At 42.5% G+C, this 15,680-nt stretch carries 14 protein-coding genes; 5 read left to right on the top strand and 9 right to left on the bottom strand.

From position 1 onward, the window contains the following. Window positions 1-8: 8 nt before the first annotated feature. Window positions 9-2,465: an ATP-dependent helicase gene (locus H6G08_RS12180; RefSeq protein WP_190542356.1), complete on the bottom strand. Its 2,457-nt coding sequence runs from the start codon at window positions 2,463-2,465 to the stop codon at window positions 9-11. Window positions 2,466-2,879: 414 nt separating this feature from the next. Between H6G08_RS12180 and H6G08_RS12175 the strand changes: the two genes are divergently transcribed. Further along, window positions 2,880-3,923, top strand: a complete 1,044-nt coding sequence (locus tag H6G08_RS12175) for a peptidoglycan-binding protein (protein ID WP_313941848.1) — start codon at window positions 2,880-2,882, stop codon at window positions 3,921-3,923. Between the two features lie 103 nt (window positions 3,924-4,026). Here the strand turns inward: H6G08_RS12175 and H6G08_RS12170 are convergent, their stop codons facing one another. After that, a complete protein-coding gene (locus H6G08_RS12170; RefSeq protein WP_190542351.1) occupies window positions 4,027-4,482 on the bottom strand; it encodes a DUF2141 domain-containing protein in 456 nt (151 codons plus the stop codon). A gap of 99 nt (window positions 4,483-4,581) precedes the next feature. On the opposite strand from H6G08_RS12170, the gene H6G08_RS12165 reads away from it, so the two are divergent. Then, complete coding sequence (locus tag H6G08_RS12165; RefSeq protein WP_190542348.1) at window positions 4,582-5,493, top strand: S66 peptidase family protein; 912 nt, start codon at window positions 4,582-4,584, stop codon at window positions 5,491-5,493. A gap of 118 nt (window positions 5,494-5,611) precedes the next feature. Here H6G08_RS12165 and H6G08_RS12160 read toward each other — a convergent pair whose 3' ends face one another. The 3 genes from H6G08_RS12160 to tyrS form a co-directional block, all read right to left on the bottom strand. Next, on the bottom strand, window positions 5,612-6,220 hold the full coding sequence (locus tag H6G08_RS12160; protein ID WP_242046138.1) for a hypothetical protein: 609 nt from the start codon (window positions 6,218-6,220) through the stop codon (window positions 5,612-5,614). A 123-nt stretch (window positions 6,221-6,343) separates the two neighbouring features. Next, complete coding sequence (gene pyrF / locus H6G08_RS12155; RefSeq protein ID WP_190542345.1) at window positions 6,344-7,066, bottom strand: orotidine-5'-phosphate decarboxylase; 723 nt, start codon at window positions 7,064-7,066, stop codon at window positions 6,344-6,346. Window positions 7,067-7,085: 19 nt separating this feature from the next. Then, a complete protein-coding gene (gene tyrS / locus H6G08_RS12150) occupies window positions 7,086-8,282 on the bottom strand; it encodes a tyrosine--tRNA ligase (protein ID WP_190542476.1) in 1,197 nt (398 codons plus the stop codon). 173 nt (window positions 8,283-8,455) lie between these two features. Between tyrS and H6G08_RS12145 the strand changes: the two genes are divergently transcribed. Then, window positions 8,456-10,387 carry a transglycosylase domain-containing protein gene (locus H6G08_RS12145; protein ID WP_190542342.1) on the top strand — a complete coding sequence of 644 codons (1,932 nt, stop codon included), beginning with the start codon at window positions 8,456-8,458 and terminating at the stop codon, window positions 10,385-10,387. Window positions 10,388-10,499: 112 nt separating this feature from the next. Here the strand turns inward: H6G08_RS12145 and H6G08_RS12140 are convergent, their stop codons facing one another. Next, complete coding sequence (locus H6G08_RS12140) at window positions 10,500-10,823, bottom strand: DUF1825 family protein (RefSeq protein ID WP_190542473.1); 324 nt, start codon at window positions 10,821-10,823, stop codon at window positions 10,500-10,502. A 137-nt stretch (window positions 10,824-10,960) separates the two neighbouring features. After that, the gene (locus H6G08_RS12135) at window positions 10,961-11,347 is read right to left on the bottom strand and encodes a tetratricopeptide repeat protein (RefSeq protein WP_190555584.1); all 387 of its coding nucleotides are present in this window, start codon (window positions 11,345-11,347) and stop codon (window positions 10,961-10,963) included. Between the two features lie 752 nt (window positions 11,348-12,099). Between H6G08_RS12135 and H6G08_RS12130 the strand changes: the two genes are divergently transcribed. After that, window positions 12,100-12,474, top strand: a complete 375-nt coding sequence (locus H6G08_RS12130) for an NINE protein (protein ID WP_190542470.1) — start codon at window positions 12,100-12,102, stop codon at window positions 12,472-12,474. Window positions 12,475-12,488: 14 nt separating this feature from the next. Further along, the gene (locus tag H6G08_RS12125) at window positions 12,489-13,022 is read left to right on the top strand and encodes a ComEA family DNA-binding protein (protein ID WP_190542336.1); all 534 of its coding nucleotides are present in this window, start codon (window positions 12,489-12,491) and stop codon (window positions 13,020-13,022) included. A 73-nt stretch (window positions 13,023-13,095) separates the two neighbouring features. On the opposite strand, the gene H6G08_RS12120 is transcribed toward H6G08_RS12125, so the two are convergent. Beyond that, window positions 13,096-14,361: a hypothetical protein gene (locus tag H6G08_RS12120; protein WP_190542333.1), complete on the bottom strand. Its 1,266-nt coding sequence runs from the start codon at window positions 14,359-14,361 to the stop codon at window positions 13,096-13,098. Window positions 14,362-14,690: 329 nt separating this feature from the next. Beyond that, window positions 14,691-15,293 carry a nucleotidyltransferase family protein gene (locus H6G08_RS12115; RefSeq protein WP_190542329.1) on the bottom strand — a complete coding sequence of 201 codons (603 nt, stop codon included), beginning with the start codon at window positions 15,291-15,293 and terminating at the stop codon, window positions 14,691-14,693. Window positions 15,294-15,680 lie beyond the last annotated feature (387 nt).

The raw sequence follows: 15,680 nt of genomic DNA, 5'->3' as shown, positions 1-15,680 counted from the left end.
GATTTTTCCTAGCTACCAGATTTAACCGCCGTCCCTAAAGAAATTACAGCGTTGGGAAACTGGCGCTTTAACGCCGGAAATACCGGACAAGGTGCTTGTTCTTGTAAATTCTCTGGTTTACTCCAAGTAAAAGGTGCTTTTTGCGCTGCTGACATCCACAATAAGCGCTTGGCGCGTGTCATCGCTACGTAGAGTAAACGGTATTCTTCAGCCGTTTTCAGGTGTTTGGCAATTTCCCACGCTTGGTTGACTTCTGGTATACGTGATTCATTGTGTAAAGCAGCACGCACTTGGGCGCGAGCTACTTCTGATAAGGTAAAGTCACCTAAAAACTGGCTTTGAGGTGGAACCCAAAACCTACCAGGTATTAAGTTTTCGTGGAGAAAGGGAAGAAAAACATAATCCCAATCTAGCCCTTTGGCTTTGTGCATGGTAATAATTGTCAGTTGACCATTACGGGTGTAACGCGCTTCTAAGTCTTCTGTTTCTACAGCTTCAAATCGTTCAGAACTGACAATTTCACTTAAAGCTGACAGCATCGATCCCATCGAACTATTACCAGCAGTTTGCTGATTTACTCGTTCTGCTAATTTGTCTGCCGTTGCTAGTTCGGCTTGGTCGTAATTTAAAGTTAAAGCCAAAAAGGAAATTAATTGGTATATGGGTAATTCTAACCGGGCACGCAGTAAACTCCGACACAAATGCGAGGCTTTGTGGACGTTTTCCGTTTGCGGTGCTGTTAAGGGGCCGGGGTATAAAAACTCTTCTGGTAAACTAGCAAGGGCGTTGAGGTCTTGGGTGGGAATTAGCTGACGTTCTACAAGTACTTCCAGGGCAGCTTTGAGATAATCTGGAGAATGGGGGCGATCGCAAAATTGCAATAAAGCTAAAATTTCTTGGGGAATCTGGGAACGGCGATCGCGTTCGCCCACATCATAAAGTGTAATTTTATGCTCTTTACATATCGGTTCTAAAGCCTCAGCTAACCAGCGTCCTTGGCGATTCTCCCGCACTAAAATTGCTGCACTTACCTTTGAGGGGTCTTCCGCAAATAATTCAATCACCCGCCCAGACAGTAATTCTACGGTGTGATGAATATCGCGAGGCGTGTAAAGTTCTAAGCCCATTCCTACTGCTGCGGGGTTAGCATCTTTTTGAGGATCGCCAGTATCAACAGAGCGTATTCTCTGGGGACGGAAGGGAAGAGACGCAATCGAGTCATGGGATGATTGCTGCATCTTAACGCCGTAAAAACTATTAATCCATTCCAAGGTAAAATTCGCCGCTTCCAGAATAATTCGCGTACTCCGCCCAGCTTGATCCATTGTCGCCAATCTCTGCAAGCGATCGCACTCTTCGCAAAATTGGCGAAAATAAATCGGATCGGCTGGGGTAAAAGTCGAGTTAATAGCTTGGTTCGGATCGCCAACTCGCACTAAATTAATCAACGATTGCTGATTACCATTATAAAAACCATCCCCCCTGTCTCCCTTGTCCCCCTTGTCCCCCATATTCCCCACATCACTCGCCAAAATCTCCAGTAACTTTGTCTGTAAAGGGCTAGAATCTTGAGCTTCGTCTTCAAAAACTGCGAAAACTTGATTTTGCTCAATGCGGCGGGCGCTATCGTTATCTAACACCCGCAATGCAGCTAAAATCATATCGTCGTAATCGATAAAATCACGCGATCGCATTAAATTCTCATATTCAGCATACAAACCAGCAGCTACATTTAAAATTGCGTATGGGTCTGTGGTTTGTTGACTCCAATTGCGTAAATCATCGGCTGATAAACCAGAACTTTTGGCTTCATGAATAACTGTAGTGGCTAAGTCTGGTAAAACTTCTGTTCTTAATACCGATTGACGCCGTAATCTTTCTGTCTCCTCCCCGTCAAATTGGCTACCTTCTAATAAACGCAAATAAGTACTTTGATTCTTGGTAATCCACTGCTCAACTGCGGTGCGGATGAAGCGGTGACTTTGATTTGGTGTAATTAAAGTGACATTTTCTAACTGTAAACCAGATAAATCGGGATGACGGCTAGCGATATTTAAAGCTAGACCGTGTAAAGTATAAACAACAAATCCCGTTTGCGGTAAAGATAAATCATCCCGTAAATATTTGCGGATTTTAGCTTTAATATTAGCAGCAGCAGAGCGGGTAAAAGTCACTACTACCAATTGACGACGGTAAGATTGACGCGCTTGGGCTGCAAGTTCATACTGACGCGCGATCGCGATCGCTGCCGCCGCCGCCATCCCCGTAGATTTACCAGCACCAGGAACGGCAGAAACAGCCAAAGGCCCCGTATACCAATCAGCCATTTGTTGTTGTCCGGGACGCAGACTATTGCGAATGCGGGCGATCGCTTCTTGACGCAAAGTAAAAACAGGCGATTGCTCCGATAATTCTGAGTAAACAGATTCTTGTGTCACTGTATCAATAAAATTAGCGTCTGACATTAGAGAATTTTCGGCTGGAGATGCAGACTTAACAATTTAATATAGTCAACAACTCTATCATGACGGAAAATTAATACAATTGTCCTACATTAGGATATTTGTTCATCCCAGTTTCAACCAAGATGCAAAAACTGACAAATGACCAATGACTAATGACAAATGACAGCCCTTGCCAATATTTTCATTACACCAACCTACTTATCTGTAGCGATCGCAATTTTTGTCACAAGAAAAGTTAAATTTTAGACTAGTTAAAGCTATCGTGGTATCGAACATTTCAAAAATACCCGTTGTCCAAAACTAGTAATTATGAGGCCATGTCACTCCTCAATCCCTATCTTGGCTTGTTTTCTCTACCTGGGTTTGTACCAAACACCCGCGAATCCAGCGATACGTAATTTACCACAACAAATTTTGATACTGCCTCAAATCAGTACCACAGAAGCTGTCCTCGCAACTATTCTCAGACCCGATAGTACAGGATCGGATGTAGAAACTTTGCAAACTCAATTAAAAGAGTTGGGATATTACAAAGATGTGGTAGATGGAAAGTACAAAGAAACTACAAAAACTGCTGTAGCTGAATTTCAGAAAGCACAGGGTTTAGAAGCAGACGGTATTTTTGGCAACACGACGAAGAAAAGTATCCAATCAGCAATTGCTGCCAAAAAATCATTTACCGCCTCACCTGTACCTACTTCCAAACCCAGTGAGCAAAATTCGCCTAAGCATAATGTCATTCGCTGGTCGTTACTCGGCTTAGGAATTCTCGGAAGTATTGGCGCAATTGTTTACTTTGTGAGAAAGTTCACACCATCTAAGCAATTGCTACATTTAGAAACTTCTGATACTCAAACAAGAACTGAAACTAATAACTCAACAATACCACTGTTACCAGAGTCAAAAGCTAGCCCAGAGGAACAGCAGGATGATGCAGCTATTGCTGATTCCCCAGACGCAGCATCGATGACGCCAAAACTTTTACCTCCAGCTAATACTTCCCGTTTAGCCAAAGTCAATATAGTTGATGAATTAATTAACGATTTATATAATCCCGATCCAGCGAAGCGACACAAAGCAATTTGGGATTTAGGGCAGCAAGGAGACTCAAGAGCGATTCAACCGTTGCTAGACTTGATGCTAGATGCAGATTCCCAACAACACAGCCTAATTTTGGCAGCTTTAAGCGAAATCGGCATTCGCACACTCAAACCCATGAATCGTGCATTAGCCATCTCCATCCAAAACGAAAGCCCACAAGTACGACAAAATGCCATTCGCGATTTAACCCGCGTTTATGACATGATGTCTCAAGTCAGCCAGATGCTACGCCATGCAGTAGAAGATCCCGATTTAGAAGTACAGTCAACAGCAAGGTATGCATTAAACCAGATTAATCGCATCCGTGTTGTATGCGATCGCGAAACTCTGCCAGAACATGAGGAGAATGATAATTAGCGTATGGGGAAGGGAGACAAGGGGGACAATTGTAGAGACGCGATTAATCGCGTCTCTACCCAATGCCCAATGCCCAATGCCCCATACCCAATGCCCCATGCCCTTATAAATATTTCAAATGCACTTGAATATTAGTATTTGGCCCTGCTAATAAAATAGCGGCTTCGCTGAATTTGGGTGCGCTCGTGCGAACTTCTGGATTTTTGGAAAATCCAAAGCCTTCTGTGGGCATACCTAAGCTATTACGATTGAGTTTTGAATCTTCATTTTTATCATGCATCACAGCCACGGCATAGCTACCGGCTGATAAATTCTCAAAAGTCAGCTTTACAGAACTGTCGGTTATCTTGGTACACTGCCTTTGAATGACGCGATCGCGATTATTAGGAAAACCTTGACTCTTGGCAAAGACACTGGCGCAGACTTGCCCTTGTTTATTTTTAAATCCATCAATTTCTACCGTCAGGTTGCCTTTAAAATTTGCCTTGGCACTATAGCACCATGTCAAATTTCCTAAAAATGCTAGCAGTGCTAGACTCACTTTCATTCCTTGGCGCATAAAATTTCTACTGAAATAAAAAAATAAATCACAGCTAAATCTTTACATTACATTGTTAACACGATCAATGTAGTATTTTTTCCTACTAGTAATTAATTTATGCCAGCAAAAATCTTACCCCCACCTCTCAAACCCGGCGATTTACTGCGAGTCATTGCCCCTAGTGGTGCTTTGCGAGAATTTGACAGCTTTTATCAGAGTATAGAAATTTGGCGATCGCGCGGTTATCAAATCGAAGTTCCCCCAGAAATTACAGACAAATGGGGCTATTTAGCAGGAAACGACCAAAACCGTCGCCAGCAGCTTGCAGCAGCCTGGAAAGACCCAAATTGCCGGGGTATTCTCTGCGCTAGAGGTGGTTTCGGTAGTACCCGCATCCTCGAAAATTGGCATTGGCAACCAGAATCATCGACAAGCGAAAATCCCAAATGGTTAATAGGTTTTTCTGATATTACCGCTTTATTGTGGAGCCTTTACAATGTCGGGATTTCCAGCGTTCACGGCCCTGTATTAACCACACTTGCTAATGAGCCAGATTGGTCATGTGAGCGATTATTTAATTTAGTCGAAGGTCGTACCCTTGAGCCACTGCAAGGTAAAGGTTGGGGTAATGGTGTCGCCACAGGAATTTTGCTCCCAGGTAACTTGACAGTAGCCACCCATCTGTTAGCCACACCATTTCAACCAGATTTTGCAGGTGTAATTTTAGCCTTTGAGGATGTATCAGAAGCACCCTATAGAATAGACAGAATGCTCACCCAGTGGCGATTAAGCGGTAATTTAGCCCAAATTAAGGGAATCGCTTTAGGTGGTTTTACTGCCTGTGAACCACCAGCCAATGTGCCCAGCTTTACAGTTGACGAAGTTTTGCGCGATCGCTTAGGCGACTTAGGTATTCCCGTTGTTGCTGACTTACCCTTTGGTCACGATAAATGTAATGCAGCATTACCAGTAGGTCAAGAAGTAACTTTAGATGGGGATAAAGGAACATTAATAATTCGTAATTCGTAATTCGTAATTCGTAATTAAAGAAAATAATACAGAGACACCTGTAGGGGTGGGGTCTCCCCACCCTTACCGATTTAATTAATACATGCCCAATGCCCAATGCCCAATGCCCAATGCCCAATTACATCCTCACGCTTCCTGCCTGACAATCCCGCAACCAAATATTAATCGCTTGAGCGATCGCGCTACGGCTACTATCTCGTGGCGGCGATAGCGGTTGTTGTCCCCCCGACGATCCAGTTGATGACCCACTTTGGGTAAACATCATCACCAAACGCCACCCGCTTTCAGTTTTCGTCAATAACAGCCAGTGGAATTCCTGTAATTCCACCACTTTTCCCCCTATATACTGCCTTTCTAAAGTAGTAAAGAAAACCTGCTCCACACCTGATGCCGCACTTTTGTCACTATCTACGCCGTTAATTCCAGGATTCAGAGGTAGGGGTGTAAACTCTGGTCTACCTGCTAATAGAAAGTAGCTATAAACTTCACTCTTCCGGCTGAGACGGCGGGCGCGTTGGGTCACGCGATTTGTGTAACTAGGTAAATCCCGCAACAAATAGGTAGTTAAACTGTCTATTTTTTGCTCAACACAAGTCAACCCCGCTTTATCCTTTGACACGGGGAGGCTTTGCGAAAATACGGGATTACCAATAGTACTAACTACCACAAAGTAGCCACAAACCATCAGCCACAAATTCCGAGGTAGTCCCAACGAAAAAGTTTTCATCACCATGTATCACAGAGGGCGTAGGAGAGCAGATTAGGCTAGAGGGTGACAAGGGGGACAAGGAGGACAAGGAGGACAAATGACAATTGTACAGACGCGATTCATCGCGTCTCTGACCATTGACTATTGACTATTTTCTGCTAATTCCTCACAAATTCTCTTCCAAGCTAACTCAGGTTCCGCCGCACTGGTAATCGGACGACCAATTACTAGGTAATCTGCGCCTGCTTGAATGGCTTGGGAGGGAGTTAGCGATCGCTTTTGATCGCCTTTATCTGCCCAAGTCGGGCGCACGCCAGGACAAACTAACAGAAAATTATCCCCGCAAGTTTGTCGTAGCTGTGCCACTTCTTGAGGCGAACAAACTGCCCCATCTAATCCGGTTTCTTGGGCGAGGAGTGCCATTGACAGGGCGTATTCTGGCAATTCTAAAGGAATTTTCAAATCAAACGCCAACTGTCGGGCAGAAATGCTTGTTAACAGGGTAATAGCAATTAATTTGGGCGGTTTAACACTTGTTTGTGCTGCCCCTGTTTGAATTGCCTCAGTTGCCGCTTTTAGGGCATCTTTGCCGGTTGTAGAGTGAATTGTCAATAAATCTACCCCGTAACGCGCCGCAGCCTGACAAGCACCAGCTACGGTATTCGGGATATCGTGAAATTTTAAATCGAGAAAAATCTGCTTTTGGCGAGATTTGAGAATTTCCAGAATACTTGGCCCGGTGCTGGTAAACAACTCCAAGCCAACTTTCCAGAAAGTAACTTGTGGTAGCCGCTCAACAAGAGCGATCGCGCTGGCGATATCTGGGACATCTAAAGGTACTATAATTCGCTGCTCAGGATTCATCGCTGGTTTCTATCCCAAATTAAGGTACTAAGCGCACAAACTTGTTTTTACCCACTTGCAGCACTTTGTCGGTTAATTCATCAGCTTGGGCAAAACTGGTATCTACATTAGTAATGCGATCGCCATCTATATACACCCCACCTTCTTGAATTTTCCGCTTACCTTCGCCGCTGCTTTTACACAAGCCGCTAGCATTGAGTAAATAAGCCAACTTGACGGGAAACTGCTCTATTCCAGCCACAGAAAATTCCGGAATCGCGCCTTTTTTCCCACCACTATCAGCAGCTTCCTTCGCTTGATTCGCTGCTTGTTCGCCATGATACTGCCTAACAATTTCCCATGCCAGAAGTAATTGGCGATCGCGGGGATTTTCCGGTAATTTATCCAAAGCGAAATCCGTCAACAGTTCAAAATACTGCTCTAGTAGTTGATCGGGAACGCCCTGCAATTTTTGGTATTTCTCCGATGGGTGTGCCGACAAGCCCACATAATTACCTAGAGATTTCGACATTTTTTGTACCCCATCTGTACCAATTAAAATTGGCAGCAGTAAGCCAAACTGGGGCTTTTGCCCAAACCTACGCTGTAAATCTCGCCCCACAGCAATGTTAAATTTTTGGTCAGTTCCGCCTAATTCCACATCCGCCTCCACAGCCACCGAATCATAGCCCTGCATCAACGGATAAAGGAACTCATGCAGGAAAATTGGATTCTCCTTCTTATAACGTTCGGCAAATCCTTCCTTGGCTAGCATCTGCCCCACAGTCATCGTTGAGAGTAACTCTAAAATTTTGCCTAAATCCAGGCGGGAGAGCCATTCCGAGTTGTAGCGTACCTCTAACCTGCCTGGTGTGTCAAAATCCAATATAGGACGTACTTGCTCAAGATAAGTCTGGGCGTTTTGCGCCACATCTGCTTCTGTCAGCTGGCGACGCACCTCAGATTTACCAGTCGGATCGCCAATCCGTGCCGTAAAATCACCAATAATTAGTACTGCGGTATGACCAGCATCTTGAAAAGCTCGCAGTTTTCTTACCGGTATGCTATGACCAAGATGAATATCAGCACCAGTTGGATCGATGCCCAATTTGACCCTTAAAGGTCGATTTGTACTTGCCAAACGCTGTTCTAAACTTTCAATTTCGCTGTCAGCATCAGTTGGTTGTGGGAAAATTTCTACTACACCACGACGCAACCAATTCATATCTTGCGCCATACTAGGAGATTCGCTATTAATTAAATTTTGACTGGGAGAAGTTAAGTTGGTTGTATTCACTGGCAATTTGTCCGTTGTCTTACCTGCCAAACTACTATAATTGCAAAAAATTAACCGCCTTGCTTCGCCAAATCAATTACATTTATATTTACCAGTGAGGAAGTGAAATCGCCGTGTCGTCTAGGACTTTTGAAGACAAGGAAGCCCAAAATAAGGCTTCATCCGGTTTTGAGTTTTTGAAAGGAGTAGGTCAGGTAGCTGGCGGAACTCTATTATCAATCACAATGCTTACAAGCTCAATTGTAGCGGGGGGATTGGTGGGTTTGGCTATTAGTTTTCGTAATTTGCCAGATGTCAGGCAATTGCGTAACTTCTTTCCTTCAGAAACGACTTATATTTACGATATAAAAGGAAAACTCTTAACCAGCGTTCATGGAGAAGCTAACCGAGAAGTTGTCCCTCTAGATAGAATTTCTCCCAATCTCAAACGCGCAGTATTAGCCAGTGAAGATGGACATTTCTACAACCATCACGGTATCAATCCTACAGGTGTAGGTCGGGCGATTATTGTCAACTCAGTAGCTGGTGGTGTCAAAGAAGGTGGTTCCACCATCACCATGCAGCTGGTGAAAAACTTATTTTTGTCTCATAAGCGAGCCTTTACCCGGAAGCTAGCAGAAGGAGTGCTAGCAATTCGCTTAGAACAAATTCTCACTAAAGACCAAATTTTAGAAATGTACCTCAATCAAGTTTATTGGGGTCATAATAACTATGGCGTGCAAACAGCAGCACGGAGTTACTTTAACAAATCATCAGAATATTTAACTTTGGGCGAATCAGCAATGATGGCTGGTTTGATTCAAGCACCAGAAGAATTCAGCCCCTTTGCCAGCATGAAATTGGCAAAGCAGAAGCAAAAAGAAGTTTTAGGGCGGATGCTGGATTTGAATTGGATCACCCAGAAAGAGTATGATGACGCTCTCAAGCAAGAAATTAAACTCGGTAAAATTCGCTCTTTCCAAGGTAGTGCCTTACCTTATGTAACTAATACAGTTGCCCAAGAATTAGCGAAAAAATTCGGGCGCGATGCTCTACTCAAAGGCGGTATGCGCGTCCAAACCACAGTTGATGCCGAATTCCAAAAAATGGCAGAGCAAACTGTTGTCAAATGGCATGAGAGACTAAAAGGTCAAGGCTTATCTAAGAATCAAATGGCCTTGGTAGCGATTGATCCCCGCACGCATTTTGTCAAAGCTTTGGTAGGTGGTGTTGATCCCAAAACTAGCGAATTTAACCGCGCCACCCAAGCCCAGCGTCAGCCAGGATCTTCTTTTAAGCCGTTTGTTTATTACGCGGGCTTTGCTTCTGGCAAATTTGCACCTGATAGTACAGTCATAGATGCTCCTGTCAGCTATCGCGATGGTGATGGTTGGTATTATCCGCGAAACTATGATGGTGGTTTTTCTGGTGCGATGTCGATTCGTACTGCTCTAGCACAGTCGCGCAACATTCCTGTAATTAAGGTGGGTAAAACTGTAGGGATGAATAAAGTTATTGAAATTTGCCGGACTTTGGGCATTATGAGTCCAATGGAACCGGTGACTTCTTTACCTTTAGGTGCTATTGGCGTGACACCATTGGAAATGGCTAGCGCTTATGCTACCTTTGCTAATTATGGCTGGCAGTCACCAGCAACGGTAATTGCCCGGATTACAGATAGTAGCGGTAACGTTTTACTGGATAACACACCAAAACCCCAATTGGTTCTCGATCCTTGGGCGTCGGCAGCAATTATTAACGTTATGCAATCCGTAATTACCGAGGGTACTGGTAAAAATGCAGCAATTGGCCGACCTGCTGCTGGTAAGACGGGGACGACATCTTCAGAAAAAGATATTTGGTTTGTCGGTACTGTACCCCAGTTAACAACTGCTGTTTGGGTAGGTAGAGACGATAACAGACAATTAGCCAGTGGTGCTACTGGTGGTGTGATGGTAGCTCCTATTTGGCGCGACTTTATGCAACAGGCGCTAAAAAACGTCCCTGTAGAAAGCTTTAAATCGCCCTCTCAGTTTCCTCGCCCCAAAGCGAATGAGAAGGATTAGAAGCTAGGGATTAGGGATTTAGAGACTAGAGACTGAGGTGACGAAAATTGAAAAAGCATTTGGTTAGTGCATAAATTACTAGCCCTTAACCTCTAGCCTCTGGCTCTTGATCCTAAGTTTGTTTTTCCAAATCAGTTTTCATCCTCTGTAGGGTGAGGTGCATTTGATCAAACATTTGTTGAGGAGTTACCCCAAACTGGCCTAGTTGCGTTTTCATCTGTTCCATAGTCATTTGCGCCATGAAATCTTCAGAAAGCTCGAAACGCTTCATAAAGATACGGTAACGATCCATCATGGCTTCCATTTGCTCAATGAACAGCTTTTTGCCTTCACGGTCAAATTTACCGTAATTATTACCAAGCTTGATTAGCGCTTGATAATCATCAAATAGCTGCTTTGCCTCTTGCTGAACTATTTCAGAATCAAAGAATCCCATTTTGTTTAACATTCCACTGAGTGTTAAAACTCAGTAAATTATGGTTTTGCTTATATTTTCATTCTAGTCTAGGGCAATCATCTAAGGAACAAGCTACGGTTGGATTACGGTTAGTTAGGGAAATTTCACCACTTGACTCAAGAACCTTGACGAGATGAAAACCTGCTTAAGACATTGGCGATGTTGAGAGACATGGGTACAGATTTAGGATTCGCGTTTTGAGACGAGCCATTCAGACCTAACTTCTCAGCGTATTTCAAAGCTAAAGAATGTTGAGGATTTAATTTTAATGCTTGGCGAATATAAACTGTTGCCATTCCCTGAAAATTTTGTTGAGCATAAGCAACGCCAAGTAATGCATGATAGTCACTATTTTTCGGTTCTAGCTTGATGGCTTCTCGTAGTTCTTGTACGCAACTAGGCCAATTTTTTTGGTTGGCGTACTGCGTAGCCCTCTGGTAGTGACGATCAGCGTATTGTTGTATGTTGGCTTGAGAATTATTTTCCTCTAGTCTCTGTTCCACTTGTTTAGCTCTTAGTTTTAGCATTATTTAGTCCCAGTGCGTTTAGCAACAATAGGTAAAGGTAGTGCAACAATTCAGATAACTCAAAACCGAGAAATTGATTTTTTGGCTAAAACTAGCTTGATTGAGAATCTTGACTGAAGTATTGTTGCTATGTGAAGAGTTCTCTGAAATAAGAGTAATGTAATGTATTGTATTACATAGTTCTTTTGAGTGAATACTAGTAAATCAAGGGTACTTGGACGTTTTCTTTGTGTATAAGTTCTTTGAATATAGCCTACTTATTTCCCATTGATAGCCCGTACTAGAAATCAATACAATAGATTCATATTCAGTAGGTTACTAGCCCTACAAATTTTAAAAAAGTTGTTTATCTGGATTAATTTATAGTTTGGGTTTGAGATGTTGTAGGATACATGAATTTGCCTGGTTGAGAACCTTGATTTTCAGAATATGTCTAAAAAGTGAGGAAATTCTGAGGATTGTTGCAATTATTACTGGCATAAACAGACTTAATTTGATTTTTTGTCGGTGTAGATCATGTAAAGTCTTGTAATTCAGTAATTTATAGCCAATGTTAGTATTAGCGCCATATTTAATTACAGTGAATATATGTAATTTGTCGGCAATATTTATCACAGGTATCGATAAAAATGAGCAAGCGACCAATATTTAAGCTAATCTCAATGACAATCGATCGTTGACTATTGAGAATCGACAACTAACAAATGACAAATGCTCAATTGGGGAATATGTTGACTAAGCGAAAAAGCCGCAGCGTAGCCGCTATTTTAGCTTTTTCTGGCACGCTGACTGTTTCAGGATTACATAAGTTTTATTTAGGACAGCCTTTCTGGGGCTTGTTGTATGTTTTGCTGTCTTGGACGCCTATCCCTAAAGTGGCTAGTGCGATTGAGGGGGTTTGGTATTTGGCGCAAGATGAAGAAGCGTTCGATCGCAATTTTAATTTTGGTAAGTCAGCAATTAAGAACTCACAGCAAGTAAGCAATAATGTAGGCGCAATGGCTGAAGCTTTGCGGGAGTTAGATGCTTTGCGTCAAGATGGACTGATTTCTGAGTACGAATTTGAACAAAAGCGTCGCCAGCTACTAGACCAGATTTCTTAACCCCTGCAACAATTATGAAAAACTGGCTACCTTTAAATCTGAGGTTGCAAAAACTCCGTACTAAGCTGCTCAACGATCCTTACTACAGATTACAATCTGGGGAAGAAGTGCAGCTAGCGATACAGTTGGGTATTCAGATTGATGCTAATCAAGCCACTGTCGATGATTGGTTACGTTTACCTGGTTTATCGATTCACCAGGCGCGATCGCTTGTAGAATTATCCCGTTCTGGTGTTAAATTCTACTGTATTGAAGATATTGCGGCGGCGTTAGCTATTCCTGTGCAGCGTTTACAACCAATCAAGCTGTTGCTGAATTTTGTTTACTATGACGAAGAATCTCTCGATTGTCTTGTGCCTTTAGTTAATCCTAATACAGCCACAGTTGAGAACCTAACAAAAATACCTTTTATTGATTTATCTCTCGCGCAAGCTGTGGTGCAAAATCGCCTATCTGCTGGGCCATACCGCAATTTGGTTGATTTTCAGCGACGTTTGGAGTTACCAGCAGATGCGATCGCGCAGTTAATGTATTATTTAAGATTTTGAATATAGGGGTTAGGGGTTAGGGAAGAGAGATTTTTATTTTTGGTTGTGGTTTTCCTATGAGGGATTAGCTGGATTATTTTCTAATGCCATCATTATCAATAGCGCTGTAGCTTTCACTACTCATTAACCCTAGCCACGGGTCAGCATTAGGGGTGAGAAATAATTCGCTGTAAACTTTATCATTCAATGCTTTGACATTATTTGTGGCGTTTTCTTGCATAAACCACTGGTGAATTTGGCTGTGCAAAGTATACTCATTTCTCACCGTATCTAATGCCATTGCTGCTTGAAAATTGCTGACAACGCGCTGTAAATTATCGCTTTTGCTGTCTTGAAAGCGCTTAGTCTGAATTAATGCCACACTATTATTATCTAATTTGGCATCTGCTGCGTAGCGTTGGGCTATTTTTTCCCATGTGGCTGCGTCAGTAATTTCTCTTAGGGCTTTTTGATTGTTATTGGCTGCGTTGATGTTGCGCAGTATCGGTGATTCTACGCGCATTTTGCTGACAGCAATTGTACCTGCGACGCTGGCGCTAGGTGCTTCGTTATTGTTGGGTGTAAATTCTACTAGACGGGGTGGGTTTTTGATGCCAAGATTGGCTAAATCTGCAAGCCATTGACGTTGAATTGATGCTAATTGTTGGCGGTGGTAATCGCGTAAAAAGTTGTAGCGGGCGATACCTTGGGATTTATTATATTCTTTGACTGCTTTTTCTCCAGCTACTAGCTGACGTAAAAAGGCTTGCGGCCCGTATAAACCGGGAATAGCATCTATAGGTACGCCGGAACTGTCTAAAATATAGTGAATGCTGTTACCTGTGAGGGTGCGTTCTAGTTTGCGTCCATCGCCAAAATCTACGGTAACTTTTGGTACTGGGCGTACAGATTCCCAGTGTAGTATATAGCGATCGCGCAGGAATTGAGAAATTTCGGCATTGGGATATAAAGCTACGCGGAAAAAGCGACTGTTAGCACAACTTAAATCTTGATCGAGATTTCCTAATAAACGTAATGAAAGAATGGGTTTATTACTAGCTTTAGCCGCAGCTTTAGCTTGTTCTATATCGGTGTACCAATAAAGTTTAGAAGCGTAGCAGTCTCGCTGTTGACAAAGTTTATCTAATGCTTGGCGTATTTCTGGGTTAGGGTTTTTGAGTTGTGAAGCATGATTATTTAAAAATTTTTCTAAACCACTAGGCCCCTGTGGGCGGAGTTGTGCTACTTCTTGATTTAATCGTGCTTGTTGGGCGGTGGGAGTTTGAGTATAAGCTATATGGGAAATTCCAATGCTGATCAGAGATAATGCGATCGCAGTTGGAATAGATTTAAGTTTCATATTAATAAGTAGAGTGGTGTAATTAAAGATAGTTGGAAAGGGCTGTCATTAGTCATTAGTCATTAGTCATTGGTAAGGGTTTCCAGCCTGTTTACCTTTTGTAACAGAGTTTGGTTTATTTTAATCAACTTACCTACAGGATATTTCAGGTAAATTAGGTACGCGCTTCAGGGCATGGCAGTGCCAATGCCCCTACAATCAATGATTATCTCTACCTCATCAACTTGCAATTCGCTGTCTTAACTAGGTAATTGATAAAGCATATCTTTATCTCAGTATGACTTTGTACTTGGTTATCAGTTCCATTTGTTAAGTAAAATTATCAAACTTTATTCAGACAACTTGATATTTGCTTGCAAGTTTTGATAATCATTAGGAGTATCGATATCAATTGCGCCTAAGGGGAAATTCACAGCTAATACTAAATCGCGATATTTCTTAATTAAATATTTTGCACCAGTATCTTCATTGAGAGTGAGTAATTCTGGAAAAAATTGGCGACTAAATAAAGCGGGTACGCCTAAAGTTTCTGCATATTGAGAGGCTATTATCGGTTTTTTTGTGGCAGAGTAGGCAGAGATTAAGTTATTAATAATTTCTGCGGAAATATATGGTTGATCGCAAACGGTAATTACTGCTGCTTCTATATTTTGGGAGTCATGATTGAGTGCAGAAATACCGCTACGAATTGACGTACTCATGCCTAAATTCCAGTGCGGATTTTCAACTATTTGCACTAAATCTTGATTAAATTGGGAACGGATTTGTTGTGCGTTAGCGCCTAAAACGACGATTACAGGGTTGCAGAATGAAGCGATCGCACTTTCAACTGTATGCTGAATTAGGCTGCGTCCTTGATAGGATAACAGTTGTTTTGGCTTACCCATACGGGTTGATGCACCGGCGGCGAGGATAATTAGGGGAATGGTCATTTGTCATTTGTCAATAGTCATTGGTCATTGGTCATTGGTCATTTGTCATTAGGATTTATTTAGGGCTTTTGTTTAATTATACCTAGTTGAAAAAAGAATGCGATAGATGGTAGGGGCATGGCAATGCCATGCCCTATAGAATAGATTGATGTGTCGCCAACATTATTTAAATTGGTATTAATACCAATTTTTTATGAAGCTGCATAGAATTCGATCCCCCCTAGCCCCCCTTGAAAAAGGGGGGAAATAGAATCAAAGTCCACGGCAGTTGCTTCAAGTCGGGAAACCCGCCCAACGCACTGCCTCCCCTTTTTAAGGGGGATTTAGGGGGATCTAGATATATGCAACTTCATATTAAATGGGTATAAGGTTATTCCACATTTAACT

The sequence above is a fragment of the Calothrix anomala FACHB-343 genome, assembly GCF_014696435.1.
Lineage (GTDB): Bacteria > Cyanobacteriota > Cyanobacteriia > Cyanobacteriales > Nostocaceae > Aulosira > Aulosira anomala_A.
This window is presented reverse-complemented; position numbering and strand designations above follow the sequence as displayed.

What these genes read in the sequence shown, in the direction of transcription:
- H6G08_RS12125 (WP_190542336.1), top strand. Translation starts at nt 12,489, where the DNA reads ATGAAAAACTGGCTACCTTTAAATCTGAGGTTGCAAAAACTCCGTACT.
- H6G08_RS12140 (WP_190542473.1), bottom strand. Translation starts at nt 10,823, where the DNA reads ATGGGATTCTTTGATTCTGAAATAGTTCAGCAAGAGGCAAAGCAGCTA.
- H6G08_RS12115 (WP_190542329.1), bottom strand. Translation starts at nt 15,293, where the DNA reads ATGACCATTCCCCTAATTATCCTCGCCGCCGGTGCATCAACCCGTATG.
- H6G08_RS12170 (WP_190542351.1), bottom strand. Translation starts at nt 4,482, where the DNA reads ATGCGCCAAGGAATGAAAGTGAGTCTAGCACTGCTAGCATTTTTAGGA.
- H6G08_RS12160 (WP_242046138.1), bottom strand. Translation starts at nt 6,220, where the DNA reads ATGAAAACTTTTTCGTTGGGACTACCTCGGAATTTGTGGCTGATGGTT.
- pyrF (WP_190542345.1), bottom strand. Translation starts at nt 7,066, where the DNA reads ATGAATCCTGAGCAGCGAATTATAGTACCTTTAGATGTCCCAGATATC.
- H6G08_RS12165 (WP_190542348.1), top strand. Translation starts at nt 4,582, where the DNA reads ATGCCAGCAAAAATCTTACCCCCACCTCTCAAACCCGGCGATTTACTG.
- H6G08_RS12120 (WP_190542333.1), bottom strand. Translation starts at nt 14,361, where the DNA reads ATGAAACTTAAATCTATTCCAACTGCGATCGCATTATCTCTGATCAGC.
- tyrS (WP_190542476.1), bottom strand. Translation starts at nt 8,282, where the DNA reads ATGGCGCAAGATATGAATTGGTTGCGTCGTGGTGTAGTAGAAATTTTC.
- H6G08_RS12130 (WP_190542470.1), top strand. Translation starts at nt 12,100, where the DNA reads ATGTTGACTAAGCGAAAAAGCCGCAGCGTAGCCGCTATTTTAGCTTTT.
- H6G08_RS12180 (WP_190542356.1), bottom strand. Translation starts at nt 2,465, where the DNA reads ATGTCAGACGCTAATTTTATTGATACAGTGACACAAGAATCTGTTTAC.